The sequence below is a fragment of the Microbacterium hydrocarbonoxydans genome (assembly GCF_023715885.1).
Taxonomy (GTDB): Bacteria; Actinomycetota; Actinomycetes; order Actinomycetales; family Microbacteriaceae; genus Microbacterium; species Microbacterium hydrocarbonoxydans_C.
On record NZ_JAMBOY010000005.1, the window covers coordinates 159,348 to 180,675 of the forward strand.

General features: G+C 69.6%; 23 protein-coding genes. 8 read left to right on the forward strand and 15 right to left on the reverse strand.

Annotation, left to right across the window (positions count from 1 at the left end):
* Nucleotides 1-66: 66 nt before the first annotated feature.
* On the forward strand, nt 67-1,776 hold the full coding sequence (locus tag M3195_RS14060; RefSeq protein ID WP_251588529.1) for an ATP-binding cassette domain-containing protein: 1,710 nt from the start codon (nt 67-69) through the stop codon (nt 1,774-1,776).
* Nucleotides 1,777-1,848: 72 nt separating this feature from the next.
* On the opposite strand, the gene M3195_RS14065 is transcribed toward M3195_RS14060, so the two are convergent.
* Nucleotides 1,849-2,298: a hypothetical protein gene (locus tag M3195_RS14065; protein ID WP_251588531.1), complete on the reverse strand. Its 450-nt coding sequence runs from the start codon at nt 2,296-2,298 to the stop codon at nt 1,849-1,851.
* A 145-nt stretch (nt 2,299-2,443) separates the two neighbouring features.
* Here M3195_RS14065 and M3195_RS14070 point away from each other — a divergent pair, with 145 nt between their 5' ends.
* Complete coding sequence (locus tag M3195_RS14070) at nt 2,444-3,907, forward strand: HNH endonuclease signature motif containing protein (protein WP_251588532.1); 1,464 nt, start codon at nt 2,444-2,446, stop codon at nt 3,905-3,907.
* A 17-nt stretch (nt 3,908-3,924) separates the two neighbouring features.
* On the opposite strand, the gene M3195_RS14075 is transcribed toward M3195_RS14070, so the two are convergent.
* The 10 genes from M3195_RS14075 to M3195_RS14120 form a co-directional block, all read right to left on the reverse strand.
* Nucleotides 3,925-5,253, reverse strand: coding sequence for a glutamate-1-semialdehyde 2,1-aminomutase (locus M3195_RS14075; RefSeq protein ID WP_251588533.1), 1,329 nt, complete (start codon nt 5,251-5,253; stop codon nt 3,925-3,927).
* Nucleotides 5,254-5,370: 117 nt separating this feature from the next.
* The gene (gene hemB, locus M3195_RS14080) at nt 5,371-6,348 is read right to left on the reverse strand and encodes a porphobilinogen synthase (RefSeq protein WP_251588534.1); all 978 of its coding nucleotides are present in this window, start codon (nt 6,346-6,348) and stop codon (nt 5,371-5,373) included.
* Nucleotides 6,345-7,136, reverse strand: coding sequence for a uroporphyrinogen-III synthase (locus tag M3195_RS14085; protein WP_096714557.1), 792 nt, complete (start codon nt 7,134-7,136; stop codon nt 6,345-6,347). The genes hemB and M3195_RS14085 overlap by 4 nt, the downstream gene beginning before the upstream one ends.
* Nucleotides 7,133-8,128 (reverse strand): hydroxymethylbilane synthase, encoded by a 996-nt coding sequence (gene hemC, locus M3195_RS14090; RefSeq protein ID WP_374209330.1) that lies wholly within the window; start codon nt 8,126-8,128, stop codon nt 7,133-7,135. Before hemC ends, M3195_RS14085 begins: the two co-directional genes overlap by 4 nt.
* Before the next feature lie 25 nt (nt 8,129-8,153).
* Nucleotides 8,154-8,831 (reverse strand): hydrogen peroxide-dependent heme synthase, encoded by a 678-nt coding sequence (gene hemQ / locus M3195_RS14095; RefSeq protein ID WP_251588536.1) that lies wholly within the window; start codon nt 8,829-8,831, stop codon nt 8,154-8,156.
* A gap of 72 nt (nt 8,832-8,903) precedes the next feature.
* Nucleotides 8,904-9,209 (reverse strand): hypothetical protein, encoded by a 306-nt coding sequence (locus M3195_RS14100; protein ID WP_251588538.1) that lies wholly within the window; start codon nt 9,207-9,209, stop codon nt 8,904-8,906.
* Nucleotides 9,196-9,603, reverse strand: coding sequence for a phage holin family protein (locus tag M3195_RS14105; protein ID WP_251588539.1), 408 nt, complete (start codon nt 9,601-9,603; stop codon nt 9,196-9,198). The genes M3195_RS14100 and M3195_RS14105 overlap by 14 nt, the downstream gene beginning before the upstream one ends.
* Nucleotide 9,604: 1 nt before the next feature.
* Complete coding sequence (locus M3195_RS14110) at nt 9,605-10,018, reverse strand: hypothetical protein (protein WP_251588540.1); 414 nt, start codon at nt 10,016-10,018, stop codon at nt 9,605-9,607.
* Between the two features lie 176 nt (nt 10,019-10,194).
* Complete coding sequence (locus M3195_RS14115) at nt 10,195-11,703, reverse strand: protoporphyrinogen/coproporphyrinogen oxidase (protein ID WP_251588541.1); 1,509 nt, start codon at nt 11,701-11,703, stop codon at nt 10,195-10,197.
* 53 nt (nt 11,704-11,756) lie between these two features.
* Complete coding sequence (locus M3195_RS14120) at nt 11,757-12,095, reverse strand: metalloregulator ArsR/SmtB family transcription factor (protein ID WP_251588542.1); 339 nt, start codon at nt 12,093-12,095, stop codon at nt 11,757-11,759.
* Between the two features lie 66 nt (nt 12,096-12,161).
* Between M3195_RS14120 and M3195_RS14125 the strand changes: the two genes are divergently transcribed.
* Nucleotides 12,162-13,070: an NAD(P)H-binding protein gene (locus M3195_RS14125; RefSeq protein ID WP_251588543.1), complete on the forward strand. Its 909-nt coding sequence runs from the start codon at nt 12,162-12,164 to the stop codon at nt 13,068-13,070.
* Between the two features lie 8 nt (nt 13,071-13,078).
* Here M3195_RS14125 and hemE read toward each other — a convergent pair whose 3' ends face one another.
* The gene (gene hemE, locus M3195_RS14130) at nt 13,079-14,101 is read right to left on the reverse strand and encodes a uroporphyrinogen decarboxylase (protein WP_251588544.1); all 1,023 of its coding nucleotides are present in this window, start codon (nt 14,099-14,101) and stop codon (nt 13,079-13,081) included.
* Between the two features lie 62 nt (nt 14,102-14,163).
* Here hemE and M3195_RS14135 point away from each other — a divergent pair, with 62 nt between their 5' ends.
* The 4 genes from M3195_RS14135 to M3195_RS14150 all read left to right on the forward strand — a co-directional run bounded on the left by M3195_RS14135 (nt 14,164) and on the right by M3195_RS14150 (nt 17,014).
* On the forward strand, nt 14,164-15,471 hold the full coding sequence (locus tag M3195_RS14135; RefSeq protein ID WP_251588546.1) for a glutamyl-tRNA reductase: 1,308 nt from the start codon (nt 14,164-14,166) through the stop codon (nt 15,469-15,471).
* A 137-nt stretch (nt 15,472-15,608) separates the two neighbouring features.
* A complete protein-coding gene (locus M3195_RS14140) occupies nt 15,609-15,971 on the forward strand; it encodes a response regulator (protein WP_251588547.1) in 363 nt (120 codons plus the stop codon).
* 45 nt (nt 15,972-16,016) lie between these two features.
* The gene (locus M3195_RS14145; RefSeq protein ID WP_251588549.1) at nt 16,017-16,592 is read left to right on the forward strand and encodes an HhH-GPD-type base excision DNA repair protein; all 576 of its coding nucleotides are present in this window, start codon (nt 16,017-16,019) and stop codon (nt 16,590-16,592) included.
* Nucleotides 16,589-17,014, forward strand: coding sequence for a DUF1801 domain-containing protein (locus tag M3195_RS14150; RefSeq protein ID WP_251588550.1), 426 nt, complete (start codon nt 16,589-16,591; stop codon nt 17,012-17,014). The genes M3195_RS14145 and M3195_RS14150 overlap by 4 nt, the downstream gene beginning before the upstream one ends.
* Nucleotides 17,015-17,054: 40 nt before the next feature.
* Here M3195_RS14150 and M3195_RS14155 read toward each other — a convergent pair whose 3' ends face one another.
* The 3 genes from M3195_RS14155 to M3195_RS14165 form a co-directional block, all read right to left on the reverse strand.
* Nucleotides 17,055-17,543 (reverse strand): hypothetical protein, encoded by a 489-nt coding sequence (locus M3195_RS14155; RefSeq protein ID WP_251588551.1) that lies wholly within the window; start codon nt 17,541-17,543, stop codon nt 17,055-17,057.
* 72 nt (nt 17,544-17,615) lie between these two features.
* Nucleotides 17,616-19,001 (reverse strand): glycine--tRNA ligase, encoded by a 1,386-nt coding sequence (locus tag M3195_RS14160; protein WP_251588552.1) that lies wholly within the window; start codon nt 18,999-19,001, stop codon nt 17,616-17,618.
* 71 nt (nt 19,002-19,072) lie between these two features.
* A complete protein-coding gene (locus tag M3195_RS14165; RefSeq protein ID WP_251588553.1) occupies nt 19,073-19,765 on the reverse strand; it encodes a GNAT family N-acetyltransferase in 693 nt (230 codons plus the stop codon).
* Between the two features lie 93 nt (nt 19,766-19,858).
* Here M3195_RS14165 and M3195_RS14170 point away from each other — a divergent pair, with 93 nt between their 5' ends.
* Nucleotides 19,859-21,322, forward strand: coding sequence for a peptide MFS transporter (locus M3195_RS14170; protein ID WP_251588554.1), 1,464 nt, complete (start codon nt 19,859-19,861; stop codon nt 21,320-21,322).
* Nucleotides 21,323-21,328: the final 6 nt, after the last annotated feature.

Consider the following 21,328-nt stretch of genomic DNA (forward strand, 5'->3'; position numbering starts at 1 on the left):
AATACGCGATCGGACGGCTTTTCCGGCAGGATAGACGGAACTGCCCATTGCAACGAGAGGTCGCGGATGCCCGACGGACAGGTGCTCGAGTTCACGCGCGTGACGAAGCGCTTCAATGACGTGACGGCGGTGTCCGACTTCTCCGCACGGATCGAGCCGGGAGCCGTCACGGCCTTCCTCGGCCCGAACGGCGCCGGGAAGACCACGACGCTGCGCATCCTGCTCGGTCAGGTCCGCGCCACCAGCGGAAGCGCCACCATCGGCGGCGTCGCCTACTCGGAGCTGCGGCACCCGCTGCGCACGATCGGCTCCGTGCTGGAGGAGACGTCGTACCGCCCTCGGCGCAGCGCAGCGCGGCTGCTCACGATGGCGGCGAAGGCCAACGGCATCCCCCTCGCCCGCGTCGGCGAAGTGCTCGCGCTCGTCGGGCTCGAGAACGAGGCCGAGGGACGCGTGGGCAGCTTCTCGCTCGGCATGCGACAGCGCCTCAGCGTGGCCCACGCTCTGCTCGGCGACCCCGGCGCCCTCGTCTTCGATGAGCCGGCCAACGGACTCGACCCCGAGGGCATCCGCTGGATGCGCCTGCTCATGCGTCGTCTCGCCGACGAGGGGCGCACCGTGCTCGTCTCCTCGCACGTCCTGAGCGAGGTCGAGCAGGTCGCCGATAACGTTCTCGTCCTCTCGAAGGGGCATCTGATGCTCTCGAGCGGCATCGAGAAGCTCGCGGATCCGTCGGCCGGTTCCGTGGTCGTCGACGCCGCCGACCGCGCGGCGCTGCGGACGGCGTTGCTCGAGGCCGGATTCCAGATCGAGGTTCTCCGGTCGGGACTCCGCGCGCGCGGGGGCGACGCGGCCAGGGTCGGCGCGGTCGCCGCATCAGCCGGGATCGCCCTGACCACGCTCGTGCAGCGCGGACCGACCCTCGAAGACGTCTTCATCGAACTCGTGCGGGGCGGCACGCTCGAGCCTCGCGCCGCCGTCGCGGCATCCGAGTACGTCGTTGCGGGCGAGGTCACCGGCGGTGCTGACGCGGATGCCCAGCCCGTTTCCGGCGATGTCGAGACCGTCGCAGAGGCGGATGCTGAGCCGCTCGCCGTTGCGGAGACGGATGCAGGTGCGTCCACGGACGCGGACGCCGAGCCCGTCACGGAGGCCGAGCCCGCATCTGACGTCGTCGACGAGGCGACGCTTACGAGCGACGCGCCGGAGGCCGACATCGAGGGGGGCCCTTCCTTCGACGACATCCTCTTCGGCGCCGGATCGACGCAGATCGAGGCGGGTGCGGCGGAAGACGAGGCCGCCGACGGATCCCCGGAATCGGGCGTCGAGGTCTTCGCGGGCCTCGGCGCGGCGGGTGATTCGGACGACGTCGCCGCTGCCGCTGAGCCTGACGAGCAGATCAGCGACGAGTCCGGCGAGCGGGCCGACGACCAGTCCGGCGAGCGGGCCGACGAGGAGTCCGGCGAGCGGGCCGACGACGGCACCGACCCACGTTCGGCTGCGGTGAGCTCGATGCTCGCGGCGGCCGCGCGCGCGTACTACGAGGACGAGCCGCGGGACTACCCGCACGGTGACGCGTCCACCGCGGAGGGGCAGAGCGAAGCTGCCGACGGCGACACGCAGTGGTCCGTCGCGGCCACCGGAGTGATCGATCAGGTTCCCGCCTGGGCGCCGAGCGAGGACGTGGAAGCCGACGCCGGACGTGAGGGCGAGGGTGCGCAGCAGGAGGGTGAGCACGAGCACCACGAGGGCGAGCACGAGCACCGACACGACTGAACGCGCCTCGCCCGCGTGACAGTGGAATGCCTCCCCGCCGATCAGCGGGGAGGCATTCTTCTGTCTGAGCCCTCAGGCGGGACGGGGGCGGATGACCGGACGCTTGCGCGGCTTCGACACCGGCGTGGGCGCCGTGGCGACGATCTCCTCGACGTCGGCGGGCTCCTCGGAGACCGGGAGGCGCAGCGCCTGCGTGAGGGAGAGGCCGTGACGCGTCGTCAGGATCAGGCGCCGGAACTGCTCGTCGCCGTCGAGGTCGATCACGACGCTCGGACGATGGCGACGGATGAGCACGAAATCGGTGCTGCCGGCGGCCTTCCACGTTCCGGCGGCGAGGATCCCCGGGATGTGCGTCCCGGGGTTCGGGACGCCGCGCAGCCATGTCCAGGCGTCGTCGGTGAGCTGGACCTTGGTGATGGTCTCACGCACGATCCGCAGGTTGTCACGGTGGAAGCTCGCTGCTCGTTCGATCGGCGAGAGCACGACCTCGAGTTGCGTCTGGTCCAGCAGCAACGTCACCATGCGTCCAGTCTGCCAGCGGTGCCCTGCCAGTTGGCTGCGTCTTCTTCACAGGACCGCAACGATCCGTTGTGTGCGACCGTCATACGCTCTTTGCTCCATTCCGATGTTCTGCTCGATATTCGAACAAAGATACTAAAGTCGAGACATGGCTTCCACTTCGACGATCGACATCGGCCCCTCCGATCTGCTCGATGCCTGGCTGGAGACACGACGTCAGATAGCCATACTCGAAGCCCAGGCCTCGCATCTGTTGGCCGAGCGCATGCGACTGATGAAGGCGGATGCCGCCGAGCAGCCGTTGCACCGCACGATCATCGAGCGCTCGATGGTCGCGGAGTACGCCGCGGCGGGGCGCATCGCGCACGGCACGATGGACTTCGCCTTCACTGACGCCGCCTTCCTCGAGCAGGGTCAACCCGATGTCCTGGCCGCGTTCCGAGCGGGCACGATCAGTGCTGCGCACGTGCGGGAGATCGTGCGAGCGAGCGGGATCGTCCGCGAGGCCATCAACAACAAACGAGCGGATGCCGCGGCTCTCGCCACCTTCGACACGGCCGCTCGCGTCGTGGCGGAATCGGAGACGCCGGCCCGCACCGCCGTTCACGTGAAGCGCCTCGCCGCTGCGCTGGCAGGCGGCACGGTGGTCGAGCGGCATGCGCGCTCGCGATCAGAGAGAGCCGTGACGATGCGGCCGGTGGACGACGGGTTGGCACTGCTCACCGTCGTGCTGCCCGAGCACCTCGCCGCCGCGATCATGGATCGGCTCACGCAACTCGCCCGCGGAGTGGTGGCGGCGCGGCAGACTCCTGAGGCGTACGCCTCGGGAGGCGATCGGGGCATCGGGCCCCGCCTCGATTCGCTCGATCGGACGGCGATCTTCGCTGACGGTACGTTCACGACTGATCCCGGGCGCCTCGCGCCCTCGAGCGACGCGGACACCGACATCGACTCCGCCACCGACTTCGCCACCGCCAGCTCGGGTCACCGCTTCCGGTACGACTGCGACGAGGGTCCCGTCTCCGCGGACTCGCGCACGATCGACCAGGTGCGCGCCGACCTGTTGACCGACCTGCTGCTCGCAGCCGAGCCCAGTCCGGCGAACGGCCCCGGGCTCGACAACATCCGGGGACGCATCCAGGTCACGATCGCGGCGACGACGCTCGCCGGGCTCGACGAACGACCCGCCGAGCTCGACGGATACGGACCGCTGCACCCCGACCACGCCCGTGACCTCGCCGGGCGGAACCTCGGCTGGTCGCGCCTTTTCCTCGACGCGGGCGGGTTGGTCACCGAGACCGACACGTACACACCGACTGAGCCGATGCGACGTTTCCTGAGGGCGCGCGACCAGCACTGCCGCTTTCCCGGGTGCAGAATGCCGCTGCATCGATGCGACATCGATCACACCCGCGACCACGCGAAGGGCGGGCGCACGGACGTCCACAATCTCGCGCACCTCTGCCGCGGGCACCATTCGCTCAAGCATCCGGACATCGCCGATGACCATCGCTGGTCGGCGCGACAGCTGCCGGACGGCACGATCGACTGGCTCAGTCCGTCGGGCCGAAGCTATCGGGATTCGCCGCAACGACGAGTGATGTTCGTGTGATGGCTCACGTCAGCGTGTCAGCTCGCCGGGCGGGCGCCCGCAGCAGCCGCGGCGGCAGCCGGAAGCGCCGCCTCGATGCGCTGCAGCTCGTCCTCGCCATGAGCGGCAGTGAGGAACCAGGCCTCGAAGACGCTCGGCGGCAGCGCGACGCCCTGTTCGCGCATGCTGTGGAAGAACGGGGCGTAACGGAAGGACTCCTGCGCCTGAGCCTGCACGTAGTCCCGCGGGGCGCCGTCGCGGAACGACCCGCTGAAGAGGCTTCCTGCGTGGGCGATCGCGTGCGTCACACCGGCGTCCGTCAGTGCCGCATCGAGCGCGCGAGCGACGCGCGCGGAGGCAGCGTCCACCCTCGCGTACACCTCGGGGGTCGCGAGCCGCAGGGTCGCGAGGCCTGCCGCCACCGACAGCGGGTTCCCCGAGAGCGTGCCGGCCTGGTAGACCGGACCGACCGGGGCGAGCATGTCCATGACGTCGGCTCGTCCACCGAGGGCGGCGAGGGGCATTCCACCTCCGACGACCTTGCCGAACGTGATGATGTCGGGTCGGTAGTCCTCGCCCGCCTCGGCCTGGAGACCCCAATACCCCGCGGGGTGCACACGGAATCCGGTGAGCACCTCGTCGAGGATCAGCAGCGCGCCGTGCTGGTGCGCGATGTCGGCGAGGAAGCGGTTGAACCCCGGTTCCGGCGTCACGACACCCATGTTCGCGGCGGCGGCCTCCACGATGACTGCCGCGATGCGCTCGCCGTGCTCGGCGAACACCGCCTCCAGCGCCGCGCGGTCGTTGTAGTCGATCACGAGCGTCTGGGCGGCGATCGGCGCAGGCACGCCTGCGGAACCGGGCAGAGCGAGCGTCGCGACGCCCGAACCCGCGGCCGCGAGCAGTCCGTCGGAGTGTCCGTGGTAGTGACCGGCGAACTTCACGAGCAGGTCGCGGCCCGTCGCCCCTCGCGCGAGCCGGATCGCCGTCATCGTCGCCTCGGTGCCCGTCGACACCAGCCGCACGCGCTCGATCGGAGCGGCGTCACCCACCCGCACACGACCCGCGATCAGCTCCGCGAGCTCGACCTCCCCCTCGGTGGGGGCGCCGAACGACAGTCCGCGGGCAGCGGCCTCCTGCACAGCGGCGACGACCTCGGGGTGGGCGTGCCCGAGCAGCGCGGGGCCCCACGAGGCGACCAGATCGACGTACTCCACGCCGGCGGCGTCCGTCACGCGGGCGCCGTGCGCCGACGCGAGGAACCGCGGCGTTCCGCCGACCGAACCGTACGCCCGCACCGGCGAATTCACACCACCGGGGATCACCGCACGGGCAGCGGAGAACAGGTCGTCATTGCGGTCAGTCACAGCACACTCCTCGGACGTCGCACGGCAGGCACCGGCATCTTCCAGGCTAGCCCGGGTGCCTGGGCACCGGACTCAGGTGCACGCGGTCGCCCGGCGACGGAAGCGGATCGCGAACAGTCAGCCGCGCAGCCAGCGCGCGGCCTCGGTCGCCCAGTACGAGAGCACGGCGTCCGCGCCCGCCCGGCGGATCGACAGCAACGACTCCAGGATCGACGCGCGACGATCGATCCAGCCGTTTGCCGCAGCCGCCTCGATCATCGCGTACTCACCGGACACCTGGTACGCCCACACGGGCACGTGCACGGTGTCGCGCACTTCGCGCAGCACATCGAGGAAGGCCATCGCCGGCTTGACCATGACGATGTCGGCTCCCTCCTGCTCGTCTACGACGGCCTCGCGCACACCCTCTCGGCGGTTGCCCGGATCGAGCTGATACGTGCGGCGGTCGCCGCGCAGCTGCGAGTCCACCGCCTCGCGGAACGGACCGTAGAACGCGCTCGCATACTTCGCGGCGTACGCCAGAAGCAGCGTGTCGGTGAACCCCTCCGCGTCGAGCGCCTGTCGGATCACGGCGACCTGGCCGTCCATCATCCCGGAGAGGCCGAGCAGCTGCGAGCCGGCGCGTGCCTGCGAGAGAGCCATCGACGTGTACCGCTCGAGGGTGGCGTCGTTGTCCACCGAGCCGTCCGCCGCGAGCACGCCGCAGTGTCCGTGATCCGTGAACTCGTCGAGGCACAGGTCGGTCTGCACGACCAGCGCGTCGCCGACCTCCGCGGCCAGCGCCTCGGTAGCCACGTTGAGAACGCCCTTCGGGTCGTCCGCTCCCGATCCGCGCGCGTCGCGCACCGCCGGGACGCCGAACAGCATCACGCCGCCGACACCGGCCTCCGCGGCATCCGTCGCGGCCGCCCGGAGGGAATCCAGCGAGTGCTGAGCGACCCCGGGCATGGAACCGATCGGCTGCGCCTCGGTCAGCCCCTCGCGAACGAACAGCGGGAGCACGAGCTGGCGCGGCTCCACGGAGGTCTCACGAACGAGACCGCGCATCGCCGGCGACTGACGCAGCCGGCGCATCCTCACATCGGGAAAGCTCATGGCGCCAACTCGTCCGCCGCGTGCGGAAGCGTGAAGCTCGACACGGCCTCGATCAGGGCATCCACCGTCTGCCGGTCTGCGATGACCGTGATCGGAAGGCCGGCCTTGTCGGCATCCCGCGCTGTACGCGGCCCGATCGCCGCGAGCAGTGTGTCGTCGGGGATCTCAGGGAACTGCTCGCGCACCTGGGCGGCGACCGACCCGCTCGTGATGAGGATCGCGTTGATGCGCCCGTTCTCGACATCGCGCTTGATGCGATCGGTGACCGGCACACCCACCGTGCGGTACGCGACGACGCTGTCGACATCGTGTCCCGCCTCCTGCAGCAACACGCTCAGCACCGGCTTCGCGATCTCGCTGCGCAGGGCGAGGATGCGGCGCGGCGCGGTCTCGAGCGCGATCAGCTGCTCCGCCATCCCCTCCGCGGAGTTGTCCTGGTCGGGGACGAGCGCGACCTCATATCCGACCGCCTGCAGAGCGGCGGCGGTCGTCTCGCCCACCGCGGCGATCTTCGTGCTGCGAGGCACGACGGCGCGATGAGCGAACATCACATCGACGGTCGTCGCGCTCGTGACGGTCAGCCAGTCGTACACGCCGTCGGCGAGCTGAGCGAGCGCCACATCCAGCGCCGCCTGATCGGTCGTCGGCGCGAAGTTGATGAGGGGTGCCACCACGGGAACCGCCCCCTGGGCGCGCAGACTCGCGGCGACGCCATCGCCCCACGGTCCGCCGCGGGGCACGAGGATGCGCCATCCGCTCAGCGGTCGGTCCTGCTTCGAATCAGTCATGAAGAATGCTCTCGGGAGACGAGGTCAGCCGCCCCCTGTTCGAGCAGCCGACGGGCAAGAGTCAACCCGAGCTCGCGCGCTGCGTGCATCGGGTCTGCGCCATCGGCAGCATCCGCACCATTGCCACTGCCGTTCCGACGAATATACTCCCCGTTCAGCGACTCGGTGACGTCGAGCCCGATCCGGCGGTCGCCGTCGGGCGCATACACGACCGTCCTGACGCGGATCTCGTCGCCGGAGAGGACAGCGTGAGCGGCCATCGGCGCCTGACATCCGGCATCCAGACCCTCGAGCACCGCGCGCTCGACGGTCACCGCGAGTCTCGTGTCGAGATCGTCGAGGGCGCCGAGTGCCTCGAGCAGCTCGGTCGGAGCATCCGATCGCGTCTCCACCGCAAGAGCGCCCTGCCCCGGTGCCGTCGGCCATTCCGCGAGACCGAGCTCCTCGCGATGCAACGGGGAGTCGCTGCCCAGCCGCGTCAAGCCCGCCGCAGCGAGGATCACGGCATCCAGCTCGCCCGACTCCACCCTCGCGAGCCGCGAATCGACGTTTCCGCGGATGTCGACGACCTGCGCATGCGGAGCGCGGATGCCGACCTGCGCGATGCGACGCGGCGAACCGGTGCCGACGGTGCTGCCGGAGCGGAGCTCGTGCAGAGGCGTACCCCCGCGGGTGATGGCGACGTCGCGCGCGTCGACGCGCGGCGGAGTCGCCGCGATGGTCAGCCCCTCGGGGATCGCCGTGGGGAGGTCCTTGAGCGAGTGCACCAGGAAGTCGCACTCACCGGCGAGAAGCGCCTCGCGCAGCCGAGTGGCGAAGATGCCCTGGCCGCCGATCTCCGACAGAGACGCACGGTTCGTGTCGCCCTCGCTCGTGATCGGCACGAGCTCGACGCGGCGACCCGACACCTTCTCGAGGGCGGCGGCGACGTGACCGGACTGCGCCTGTGCGAGCGCGCTGCGGCGGGTGCCCAGCCGGATCGGGGAGGACAGCGAAGACGAAGTGCTCATGGGAGTCCTACTGCAGCACGTCCGCGATCTCGTCGAAGCGGAGACGGCGGCCGGTGTAGAAGGGCACCTCCTCCTTCACGTAGAGACGCGCGTCGGTGTAACGCAGGTCGCGCATCATGTCGACGAGGTCCGTGACGTCGTCGGCCTCCATCGGCAGGATCCACTCATAGTCGCCGAGCGCGAACGCGGCGACCGTGTTCGCGATGACCCCTGTGAACGCGGCACCCTTGCGGCCGTGGTCGGCGAGCATCGCGCGGCGCTCGCCCTCCGGCGCCAGGTACCACTCCGGCGTGCGCACGAACGGGTACAGGCACAGCCAGTCCTTCGGCTCGACACCGCGCAGGAATCCCGGCACGTGAGAGCGGTTGAACTCGGCGTCGCGATGCACGCCCATGACGTTCCACACCGGCAGCAGCGAGCGGAGCAGCTCTGTCCGACGCAGACGACGCAGGGCCCGCTGCAGCTCCTCGGCGGTGTCGCCGTGCAGCCACACCATCAGGTCAGCGTCCGCCTTCAGCCCGGAGACGTCGTAGAAGCCGCGGACCGTGACTCCGGAGTCCTCGATGTACGACACGATCGTCTCGAGTTCGGTGGAGTCGGCCTCGGTCACCGGGGCGTCAGGGTTGCGTCGCCACACGGCCCACAGAGTGAAGCCGGACGGATTCTCTTGGTGCTCAACGGACATGGATCCAGTCTGCCCTCTTTTGCGGAGTGGTGGCGAACGCGCGGGTCACGCCCGGCGGGCAGAGCGGGGGGGTCAGCGCGAGACAGTCCTGGCGATGACCCAGACGGCGCCACCCACGACCGCAGCCACGGCGACCGCGGCTGCCATTGCGGCCACCGGATTGCGGTCGGCGAACACGCGCGCCTTCGCCACGGCGCGCTTCGACGCCCTGTCGATGCGCCTGGGGAAGTTGCCCTTGACCTCGATCGCGGCGAGGGCGGCCTTGAGCTCCGCGCGCGCGGACTCACGTGCGTCGACGATCCCCGCGGGGACGGCGGTCTTCGGCAGCGTGTCCATGGTGGGCGCCGTCCGGCGCCGGGAGATCTCAGAGTCGGTCATCGCCGGCTTCCTTCACGATTCGGATGTCGTCGCCGACCGCCTGCGCGGGGTTCTGGCGACGGAGCACCTTGCGGAACTTCAGGATGCCGAGCAGTGCGAAGAACAGCACGGCGAGGATCAGGATGCCGAGCACGGCGAGCGCCGACAGCCACACCGGCCACCACGACGAGAGTCCGGCGATCGCGAAAGTGAGGATGACGGGAACCGCCCAGAACAGGAAGAACAGCGCGACGAGGAACCAGACCGAGCCGACCCCAGCGTCCTTGGCCGTCTTCGAGATCCACACCTTCGCCGCGTCGATCTCGGCCTTGACGAGGTTGCCGATGAGCTCGGGCAGGTCGCCGATCAGTGACAGCAGGCTGTCCTCGGCGCGATCGCGGTATCCGCGAGGCACGTCAGCTCCCGGTCTTCGCAGACGTCGACGAAGATGCCGGCTTCTTGGCAGCGGGCTTCTGAGCGGGCTTCGACGCCTCACCCTTGGCCTCCTCCACCGCGTCCTCGGTGGCGTCGACGACGTCTTCCGCAGCCTTGCGGCCCGCCGCGACGGCGGAGTCGAGGCGCTGGCCGGCGGTGCCGTTGCCGCTCGCCGACTTCACGACCTTCTGAACGCCGTTCCACACCGCACCGGGGATGGCTGCAGCCTTGTCGCCGACGAAGTCCTTGACCTTCTCGACCTGTTCCTGCACCGGCTCCTGGTTCCAGACCTTCAGCCACTGCGTCTTGATCTGCTCGTAGCGGTCGCGCCCCGCGCGTGTTCCGAGCACGTATCCCACGCCGAGTCCTACGACGAGTCCGATCTTCCCCTTCATGGGGTCTCCTCACGTTGTTCCGGTGTGAACGCCCGAAGGCGAACCGGCGGCTCGGCGCCGCCTGACAGGTGACCAGCGTAACGCCGTATGCCGTTTTCGGCATCTATAGCGGGGAGGGTTGACAGATCGCCTTCGAGCGGTCACGAAACGGCTTCGAGACTCCGCGACGACACGGCTCAGTCCCAGAGCAGCGCGCGGCGGAGGCGGTCGGCTTCGCCGGCGGCATCCGGCACGACCTGCGCAAGACCCGTGCCCGCGAGCCAGGCGCCCACCGCGGCGAGGCCGGGCACGGCCTGCACTGCGGCGCGTGCGGCCTCTCGGCGTTCGCCGGAGCCGATGATCGAGGCGGGCTGCGACTGCACGAACCGGGACCGGTGCGCCGCCATGAGGTCATCGTCACGCAGCGGGACGCCGAGCAGCGCCGCCGCCTCGCGGAGCGCCAGCCGGGCGGCCCCGTCGTCATCGAGTGCGGTGGTCGCGGCAGGCTCACCCTGGGCGCCGAAAGACACCCGCACGACGTGGCGGTCTCCGGCGGCCTGACGCACCCACTCCCACTTCGCCGTCGAGTGCGTCAGCGCCTTCGCGGTATGACTGCCCGGCACCGTGAGCACCCCCGTGCCGCGAGGAGCGCCGGTGAGGGCCGACGGCCGGAGCAGCAGCGTCACGATCTCGATCTCGGGGGCGGTCGCCGTCTCGGTCGTCGCGAGTCCGGGCGCGGCGACGGCGAGCAGCTCGCGCGCCACCGACTCCGAGGTCGCGACGATGACGCCGTCGGCGGTGAGCTCGGCGAGATCGGCCTGCACAGCGGCATCCGCGTCGGTCCGCACCGCCCAGGCGTCGCCGTCACGCGCGACATCGGTGACCCGGATGCCCGTGTGCACGGCCCCACCCAGCTTCTCGATGTCGGCCACGAGCGCCTCGGACAGCACCGACATGCCGCCGACGAGCCCCTCGACAGCCGCCCCGGGCGTCTGCGCCTTCGCAGCTCTCGCTGCACCTTCGTCGCGAAGCGCCTGCACGGCACCCGAGAGGGAGCCGACGCTCGTGAGGGCCGCGTTCAGCCCGGGCGCCGCGACGTCGACGTCGACATCGTCCGGCGACGCCGAGTACACACCGGTCGTGACGGGAGCGACGAGACGATCCCGCACCTTGACGCCCATGCGCGACGCGACCAGCTTGCCGAGACTGTGACTATGCCCGATCGTCAGCGGGGGGCGGACGCGGTCGAGATATGCGCGCCACACGCCCGACCACCCGATCACGCGACGCACGTCGTCCTGGAAGGGGTTGCTCGGGATGCCGAGGATGCCGCCGGCCGGAAGCGGCGCAGCGCCGACTCCGGGGATTCCGGACACCCAGGCCCCTCCCGCCGCGGGCGTCACGATGCGCTCGGCCAGACCGAGCTCGGTCACCAGCGCCCGCACGTGCCCGCCACGCGTGGCATAGCTCTCGGCACCCGCGTCCAGCACCACACCGTCGAGCTCCGCCCGGCGGATCGCGCCGCCGACCGCATCCGACGCCTCCAACAGCGTGACGCGCATGCCGACCTTGACGCACTCGCGGGCCGCGATGAGTCCGCCGACGCCGCCGCCGATCACGACGACATGGCGGTGCGATGCGCGTTCGGCCAGTTCCGCGGGTTCGGGATGGGGTGTCTGATCCGAGGGGGCGGGCTCGTGGCTCATGCCTTCAATCCTCCCACCGCCGCCTGAGCGACCCGTCCGCGAGGGCCGTGGATTCACGCCTCGGCCGGTGCGACCTCACCCCGCCCTGATCCGCGCTTGCGGATCTCGCGCAGCACGATCTGCTCCGGGCACACGGTCGAGAGGAAGTCGCCGACCGACAGTGCGAGCCGTTCGCCGACCAGCGAGTAGAGGATGCGGTTCGCGTCGCGCCGTTCGGTGACGAGGCCCGCCTGACGCAGCACCGAGAGGTGCCGCGAGATGGTGGGACCGCTGGCCGAGAATCGCGAGGCGATCTCGCCGGCCGCGAGCTCGCCTTCCTTCAGATCCTGCAGGATCTGTCGGCGCGTCGGGTGTGCCAGCGCGGCGAAGATGTCGGACGCGCTATCTGTCATGGTTGCAATATAGCACTCCTGCTAGATAGTGTTTAGCCCAAGAGCTAATGAGCGAAGGAGTGCATCATGCGAGTCGCCATCACAGGAGGCACCGGATTCGTCGGACGCCACCTCGCCGAGCGCCTGCCGGACGCGGTCGTCGTGTCTCGTCGCACCGGAGTCGAGATCGACGACGTCGATGCTCTCGCGGCGGCGTTCGCAGGGTGCGAGGTCGTCGCCCACTGCGCCGGGATCAACCGGGAGATCGGCGATCAGACGTTCCGTCGCGTGCACGTCGACGGCACCCGCGCGGTGGTCGAAGGCGCTCGACGGGCGGGCGTGCGCCGCATCGTGATGGTGAGCTTCCTCCGGGCCCGCCCGGACTGCGGCTCCGGGTACCACGAGACGAAATGGGAGGCGGAGGAGATCATCCGCGGATCCGGCATCCCGCACACGATCCTCAAGTTCGGGATGATCTACGGCCCCGGTGATCACATGGTCGATCACGTCACGCGAGCCGTGCGGAGCCTGCCGATGTTCTGGACAGTCGGATTCCGGGAGCGCACGGCTCGTCCCGTGCCGCTCGACGACGCCGTCGATGTGCTCACGGCCGCCATCGAGGGCCGCATCGCGGAGCCGACCGTCGCCGTGATGGGCGCCGACGAGGTGACGCTCGGCGAAGCCATCCGTCGTATCGCCCGCGTCGCGGGACGACGACCGGCGTACGTACCCGTCCCGCCGTGGATGATCCGGATCCTCGCGCAGCTCGTCGAATGGGTCATGGTCGTGCCGCTCGTCGCCAAGGCGCAGGCGCGGATGCTGACAGAGGGCGTGAGCGAGGCGGCACCGCCCGCGCCCGAGCTGCCCCCCGACATCCGCCCCTCCCGCTCCTTCACCGACGAGCGGATCCGCGCGGCCATGCCCGACGGGCGCTTCACGCTCGACGACCTGCGGATCGTCCGCCGGCTGCGCGGCTCTGCTCGAGCGACGAGCTAGCGTCGCGATCAGAGCGAGTGGGCGAGCTCCACGATGCGGGTGAGCTGGTCGGGATCGGTCTCCGGCGGCACCCCGTGTCCGAGGTTCAGGATGTGGCCGCGCGCAGCGCGACCGCGCTCGACCACGTCGCGGACGTGCGCCTCGAGCACCGGCCACGGCGCCGACAGGAGAGCAGGATCGATGTTGCCCTGCAGCGAGGTGTCGGACCCGACCAGTGCGGCCGCCTCGTCCAACGGCATCCGCCAGTCGACGCCCACCCCGTCGGCGATGCCGCCGAGGCGCATGTCAGCGAGGAACGGACCGGTGCCGACGCCGAAATGGATGGTCGGGATGCCGATGCCATCCAGCGCGGTGCGTGAGTGCGGGGCCACGAAGGCGAGGTAGTCGGCGCGGCTCAACGAACCGGCCCAGGAGTCGAAGAGCTGGACGACGGAGGCCCCGGCGTCGCGCTGGACTTCGAGGAACCGGCGGGAGACGCGGGCCAGCCAGCCCGCGAGGCGGTTCCAGGCATCGGGATCGGCGTGCATCATCGCCCTGGCTCGCAGGTGCTCCTTCGACGGTCCGCCCTCGACGAGGTAGGCGGCGAGGGTGAAGGGTGCTCCGGCGAAGCCGATCAGGGGCGTCTCGCCCAGTTCGGAGGTGACGATGCGGACCGCCTCGGCGACGGCGTCGCCGTCGAGTGACGCCGGGTCGATCGCGGTGATGCGGTCGACGTCAGCCGCGGTTCGGATGGGGTTCGCGAAGACCGGGCCACGACCGGGCTCGATCTCGACGTCGACACCGGCGAGGCGCAGCGGGATCACGATGTCGCTGAAGAACACAGCCGCGTCGACGCCGTGTCGACGCACCGGCTGGAGCGTGATCTCGGCGGCGAGGTCGGGCGTGAGGCAGGCGTCGAGCATCCTCGTCCCCACCCGGAGTTCGCGGTACTCGGGGAGCGACCGACCCGCCTGCCGCATGAACCAGACGGGGGTGCGATCGGGGCGGGGACCGGTGAGGGCGCGCACCAGGGGGGCGTCGGAGAGGGCCATGCATCCATCCTCCCATCCCCTGCGACGGCCGACCTGTGCGCGGGGAGGGGTAGACTGATGAGGTGCTGCTGTGTGTCACGGCGAGTCACAAGACCGCCTCCTTCGAACTGCTCGAACGCTTGAGCCGCACCCCCGACGACGTCGCCTCCACCGTGGTGGACACTGCGTCGTGCGTGCAGGGTGCGGTCGTCCTCGCGACGTGCAACCGGTTCGAGGCGTACGTGGAGATGGACGAGCCCGTCACGGCGGCCGGCGCCATCGGCGTCGAGGCCGTGCTCGAAGCGGTCGAGTCGGCCACCGGCATCAGCACCTCCGAACTCGACGGCGCCTACGAGGTGCACTCGGGACGCCGCGTCGCCGAGCACCTCTTCTCCGTCGCCTCCGGGCTCGAATCGGTCGTGTCCGGCGAGGGCGAGATCGCCGGCCAGGTCCGCCGGGCTCTCAAGGCCGCCCGCAAGGAGGGGACCACCTCCCCCGAGCTGGAGCGCCTCTTCCAGCGAGCGAGCCAGGCCCAGCGCAAGGTCAAGAACGTCACAGCGCTCGGCCGCGCCGGCCGATCGCTCGTGCGTCTGGCTCTCGAGCTCGCCGACAGTCGTATCGCCGACTGGTCGGCCGAGCGCGTGCTGCTCGTCGGAACCGGCGCCTACGCCGCCGTCACCCTCGCCACGCTTCGCGAGCGCGGCGCCGTCGACATCTCCGTCTACTCGCCCTCCGGCCGTGCGGAGAAGTTCGCCGCAAAGCACGGCATCCGGCCCGTCGCTGCGGCCGACTACGCACGCACCGCTGCGCACTCGAGCCTGCTCATCACCTGCACCACGGCGACCGAGCCCGTGCTGACGCCCGCGCACCTGCAGGCGCCGGCAGGTATGGCCGCAGCCGGTTGCCCGGTCGGCTCGCACAGCCAGTTGGTCATCGACCTCGGCATGCCGCGGAATGTCGACCCCGCCGTCGCCTCGCTCGAGGGCGTGGCACTGCTCGACCTCGAGACCATCAGCCTGCACGCGCCTCTGGAGGAACTGCAGGCGACGGATGCCGCGCGCACCGTCGTCCGCGAAGCCGCCGACACGTTCCACGTCGTCGGCAGTCGGCAGAGCGTGACGCCGTCGGTCATCGCCCTGCGGTCGCACATCTTCGCTCTGCTCGACTCCGAGATCGAACGCGCCCGCGCCCGCGGAGACGAAGACGGCAAAGTCGAGCAGGCGCTCCGCCACCTCACCGGAGTGCTGCTGCACACGCCGACCGCTCGGGCGCACGAACTCGCCGCGTCGGGCCGCGCGGACGACTTCGCGGTCGCTCTCGAAACGCTGTACGGCATCGAGCCGGTGCAGCCCGCGCAATCGGCGTTCGACGACGACGCGGCAACCGCCTGACCGCTTCTGCACAGAGTCCGCTTTCGCGGATTCTCCACAGCCGGCGCGCTCGCGCGCCGTTCGAGGTCTCGCGCCATCCGGATGCTTCATATCGTCGCACCCATGACAAGCGCGGCCGATCCGCGCAGACTGGGAGGATGCTCGTGTCGCCGGACCTGATCGGGATCATCGTCTCCCTCGCCGCTTTCTGCGCGACCGTGCTCGGCAGCGTCCGCATCATGCTCGCGCGGCAGACAGCCGCTCTCGAAGATCGCTTCAACCGCATCGACGGACGGTTCGAGAAGGTCGACGGCTGGTTCGAGAAGATCGACGCGCGGTTCGAGAAGATCGACGCGCGGTTCGAGAAGGTCGACGAGCGGTTCGAGAAGATCGACGCGCGGTTCCTGCATCTCGAGGAGAAGTTCGACGACAGGTTCGTGCGCATCGAGGAGGAACTCTCCCAGGTGAAGGTGGCGATCGCTCGTCTCGAAGGCCCCCTTCCCCGACTGCAGAGACTCTGACCGGGCTACTCGGCGAGCTTCGGATCGCCCTGCCACACTGGAACCATGGCTCTTCACATCACCGGAGACACCGCCGCCGACGCTCTCCTCACCGACAACCCCCTCGCCCTGCTCGTCGGCATGCTGCTCGACCAGCAGGTGCCGATGGAGACCGCCTTCGCCGGTCCCCTCAAGATCGAGCAGCGCACGGGCGCGGCGGATGCCGCCTCGATCGCGCACATGGACCCCGACGAGTTCCTGGAGGCCTTCAAGGCGACGCCCGCCGTGCACCGCTTCCCCGGTTCGATGGCGACGCGGGTGCAGACCCTGTGTCAGGACCTCGTCGACAACTGGGGCGGCGACGCGGCGGCACTGTGGACCGAGGGAGACCCCGACGGCCCGGAAGTGCTGAAGCGGCTGAAGGCCCTGCCCGGATTCGGCGAGCAGAAGGCCAAGATCTTCCTGGCGCTGCTCGGAAAGCAGTACGGCTTCACCGGAGCGGGATGGCGCGAAGCCGCAGGCGCCTACGGTGAGGACGGCTCTTTCCGCAGCGTCGCCGACATCGTCTCACCCGAGTCGCTGGCCAAGGTCCGTGAGCACAAGAAGGCCATGAAGGCCGCCGCCAAGGCGGCCAAGCAATGAAACCCACGGGCGACGATGTCGCCGGACTGATCGCGCGAGCGAAGCCGGCGATCCGGCGACGGGATGCCGAGACTCTCACCGCCCTCATGCGGGAGGTTTCGGGACGAGAACCGCAGACCTGGGGCACGATCATCGGGTTCGGCTCCTGCCACTACCGCTACCCCACCGGGACGCAGGGCGACAGCGGGCTCCTCGGCTTCGCACCGAGGGCGGGAGCGACGACGATCTATCTGTTCGAAGGCACCGACGCCCATGCCGAGGCGCTGAGCGCGCTCGGGCCGCACACGACCGGTGCAAGCTGCCTCTACATCAAGGACCTGGAGGCGATCGATCTGGACGTCCTGCGCGGCATCCTGGAACGCTCGCTCGCATGGATGGAGGCGGGCGGCTCGACCCAGGCGCAGATCATCGTCACGGGTTAGCCCGAGAGGAACGGTCGGCTCGGACGGCGATCCATCGCCCTCAGCGCAGCACCTCCACCAGCGCCACCCACGACACGACGACGGCCGACACCACGGCCAGGACGCAGCCGACGGCGGCGAGGTACATGCCGCTGGGATGCTGCCACAGCACGGCTGCGCCCGCAGCGAGATACGCGACGATCGGCAGGAATCCGACGACGTATTTGAGCGGCTTCGCACGATCGGCTGGGCTCGGATCGCGCGCGATGAGCCAGGTGGCGTTCGCCTGGAACGCGGCGGCGATCAGCGTCGCGATGATGGTGAGTGCGCCGAACCAGGTGTCGTCTATTCCCGGCACGAGCCCGAGAGCCGACACAGAGAGGGCGAGGAGCAGGGCAGCGATGCCCGCGAGAAGCCGCGCCGTCAGCGTTCGCGACGTGACGATCTCCGAGATGTTGACGCTCGCTGCGACGATGACGAGGCCTGCGAGAGCGGCGGTGGCGCCGACCATCGCGACGTGGAACTCGCTCCACTGCTCGATCACGGACATGGGGTCAGCATAGAACCCCCTCGCATCCGCGGACGCGAGGGGGTTCGTCGACTCCGAGGAACGGCGGGCGAGTCAGGCGCCCTTGAGTCGAGCGGCCAGGTAGTCGTGCAGCTCGTCGATGCCGACGCGCTCCTGAGCCATGGTGTCGCGGTCGCGCACGGTCACGGCCCTGTCGTCGAGCGAGTCGAAGTCGACGGTGACGCAGAAGGGCGTGCCGATCTCGTCCTGACGACGGTAGCGGCGGCCGATCGCGCCGGCGTCGTCGAAGTCGACGGCCCACGAGCCGCGCAACGTGTCGGCGACCTCACGTGCGAGGGGCGACAGGCGCTCGTTGCGGCTCAGCGGCAGCACCGCAGCCTTGACGGGAGCGAGACGCGGGTCGAGCTTCAGGACCGTGCGGACATCGGTGCCGCCCTTGGCGTTGGGCACCTGCTCCTCGACGTAGGCGTCGACGAGGAAGGCCATCATGGCGCGGGTCAGACCGAACGACGGCTCGATCACGAAGGGCGTGTAGCGCTCGCCCGACGCCTGATCGAAGTACGTCAGGCTCTGACCCGACGCCTCGCTGTGGCTCGACAGGTCGTAGTCGGTGCGGTTGGCGACGCCCATGAGCTCGCCCCACTCCTTGCCCTGGAAGCCGAAGCGGTACTCGACGTCGATCGTCCCGGCCGAGTAGTGCGCGCGGTCCTCCTCCGGCACGTCGAACTGGCGCATGTTCTCGGGGTCGATGCCGAGGTCGATGAACCAGTTCCAGCATGCCTCGACCCAGTGGTCGAACCACTGCGGCGCCTCGGCCGGAGGGGTGAAGAACTCGATCTCCATCTGCTCGAACTCGCGCGTGCGGAAGATGAAGTTTCCCGGCGTGATCTCGTTGCGGAACGCCTTGCCGACCTGGCCTATGCCGAACGGCGGCTTCTTGCGGCTCGCCGTCAGCACGTTCGAGAAGTTCACGAAGATGCCCTGCGCGGTCTCCGGACGCAGGTAGTACAGGCCCGACTCGTCGTCGACGACGCCGAGGTAGGTCTTCACGAGCCCCGAGAAGTCCTTCGGCTCGGTGTACTGACCCTTGGTGCCGCAGTTCGGGCAGGGGACGTCGGCGAGGCCGTTCTCGGCCTTGCGACCCTTGCGCGCTTCGAAGTCCTCGATGAGGTTGTCGGCGCGGAAGCGCTTGTGGCAGTGCAGGCACTCGACAAGCGGGTCACTGAACGTCGCGACGTGACCAGACGCCTCCCACACGCGCTTGGGCAGGATGATGCTCGAGTCGAGACCGACCATGTCGCCGCGTCCGCGCACGAACGTCTGCCACCACTGCCGGCGGATGTTCTCCTTGAGCTCCGTGCCGAGGGGTCCGTAGTCCCAGGCCGACCGCGAGCCGCCGTAGATCTCACCCGCCTGGAAGACGAACCCGCGGTGGCGGGCAAGGGCGATGACCTTGTCGAGACGGGACTGTTCGGCCACGGTGGCTCCAATGGTCGGATGCGGTGGAGAAAGCCCGTGAGCACGGGCACTCCAATCTTATCCGCGCCGGATTATGCCCGTGTGAACAGGTACCCGCGCTCCACGTCGAAGCCCGCGATCTGCAGGCCGCTGCCGAGCAGCCCCTCCATCTGCGCTCGCAGTCGCGTGCGCCACTCGTGGGCGGCGGCGGGGTCGGAGTCACGCATCGCCTCGATGTCGGTCGGGATCTCGAGCGTCTCGACCACGAGCTCGGATGCCGGCGGCTTGGCGATGTCGGCGAGCGCCCACTCCACGTCGAGGCGGTCGCTCTCGTCTCCGGCATCCCCTCCGCCGAAGATCCCGTACCGGTTCACCGAGTAACCGGTCACCCGGGCGCCGAGCACGGAGAGGAAGAAGTGCGCGTTTCGCGCGACGAGCGGGTCGTAGGTCCAGGTGATGCGGCCGACGTCGCGCGAGAACGCCCACTGTCGCTGGTGCTCCTTGAGCTCCCGCCCCCAGCCGCGTCCGCGGTACTCGGGCAGGAGAGCCGTGATGTGCGAGTGCATCGCGCGGCGTGCCGGGGCGCCGAAGAACGCGATCGACGCACCGACCATCCGCTCCTCGCCGCCCTCTCCGTCGAAGAGTCCGACGACGTAGTTGCCGGACTGCTGCAGCGCGCGCAGCGTCCCGGCGTCGATGACGCGCTCGGGGCCGCGGATGGAATCCAGCAGGCTCTGCGCGTCGATGATGAGTTCTACGGTGTCGAGGTCACGGATGGTTCGCACGCCACCAGTCTGCCCCTCTCCGGCGCGATAGCGGAATCCGACGCCCGGGGGAAGACGCTGCCGAGGCCTCGGCCCCGGGCGTACCGTAGGGGAATGGCGACACGAGACACGGCGACGACGGCGTCCGACACCCGGTTCTTCGGCCAGCCGTGGGCGCTGGTTCACATCTTCGGCGTGGAGATGTGGGAGCGCTTCAGCTTCTACGGCATGCAGGGCATCCTGCTCATCTACCTCTACTTCTCCGTCACCGAGGGCGGGCTCGGATTGTCGAAGGCGGTCGCCGGCGGAATCGTCGGCGCGTACGGCGGCTCCGTCTACCTGGCGACGATCCTGGGGGCGTGGATCGCCGACCGCATGCTCGGCTCTGAGCGCGTGCTGTTCCTCAGTGCGATCGTGATCGTCGCCGGCCACGTGGCTCTCGCGCTCCTGCCCGGCTTCCTGGGTGTCGGCGTCGGTCTCGTGCTCGTCGCCCTCGGCTCCGGCGGACTCAAGGCCAACGCGACCTCGGTGGTCGGCACGCTCTACAGCGCCGACGACGTCCGTCGCGACGCCGGTTTCTCGCTGTTCTATCTCGGCATCAACCTCGGCGCGTTCCTCGGACCGATCCTCACCGGCATCCTGCAGTCGACCCTCGGCTTCCACTACGGGTTCGGTCTCGCGGCGATCGGCATGACGCTCGGGCTCGTGCAGTACTCCTTCGGACGCAAGGCCCTGCCCGACGAGGCGCGGCGCGTACCCAACCCGCTCCCGCGTCGCCGCTACCCGCTCGTGGCGGTCATCGCTGTGGCGGCGGTCGTCGCCGTCGCGGCGCTCGTGCTGCTCGGGGTCATCAAGGCCGACAACCTCTCGACGATCGTCATCATCGGCACGGTCGTCGCAGCGATCGCCTACTTCGCCGTCATCCTCGGCAGCCGCCGGATCGACGCCACCGAGCGCTCGCGGGTCTGGGCCTTCCTGCCGCTGTTCATCACGAGCGTCGCATTCTGGTCGCTCTACCAGCAGCAGTTCACGGTGCTCACGGTGTACTCCGACGAGCGCCTCGACCGGAACCTCTTCGGCTTCGAGATGCCCGTGTCGTGGGTGCAGTCGATCAACCCGGTCTTCATCATCATCCTGTCCGGAATCTTCGCGGCGATCTGGACCCGGCTCGGGAAGCGCCAGCCGTCGACGCCGGTCAAATTCGCCTTCGGCGCGATGATCATGGGCGCCGCGTTCCTGCTGTTCCTGTTCTTCGCGAACGGCAGCGCGAACTCCACGCCGCTGCTCGCGATCGTCGGCATCCTGCTCGTCTTCACCATCGCCGAGCTGCTCATCTCGCCGGTCGGGCTGTCGGTGACCACGAAGCTCGCGCCGAAGGTCTTCCACACGCAGATGGTGGCGCTGTTCTTCCTCTCGGTCGCGCTGGGCACGGCGATCTCGGGGTGGCTCGTGCGCTTCTACGATCCGAAGAACGAGGTGCCCTACTTCTCGATCCTCGGTCTGATCGCCATCGCCGTCGGCGCAGGGCTGCTGCTGTCGGTCAAACCGGTGCTGAAGCTCATGAAGGGCGTCAGCTGAGAGCAT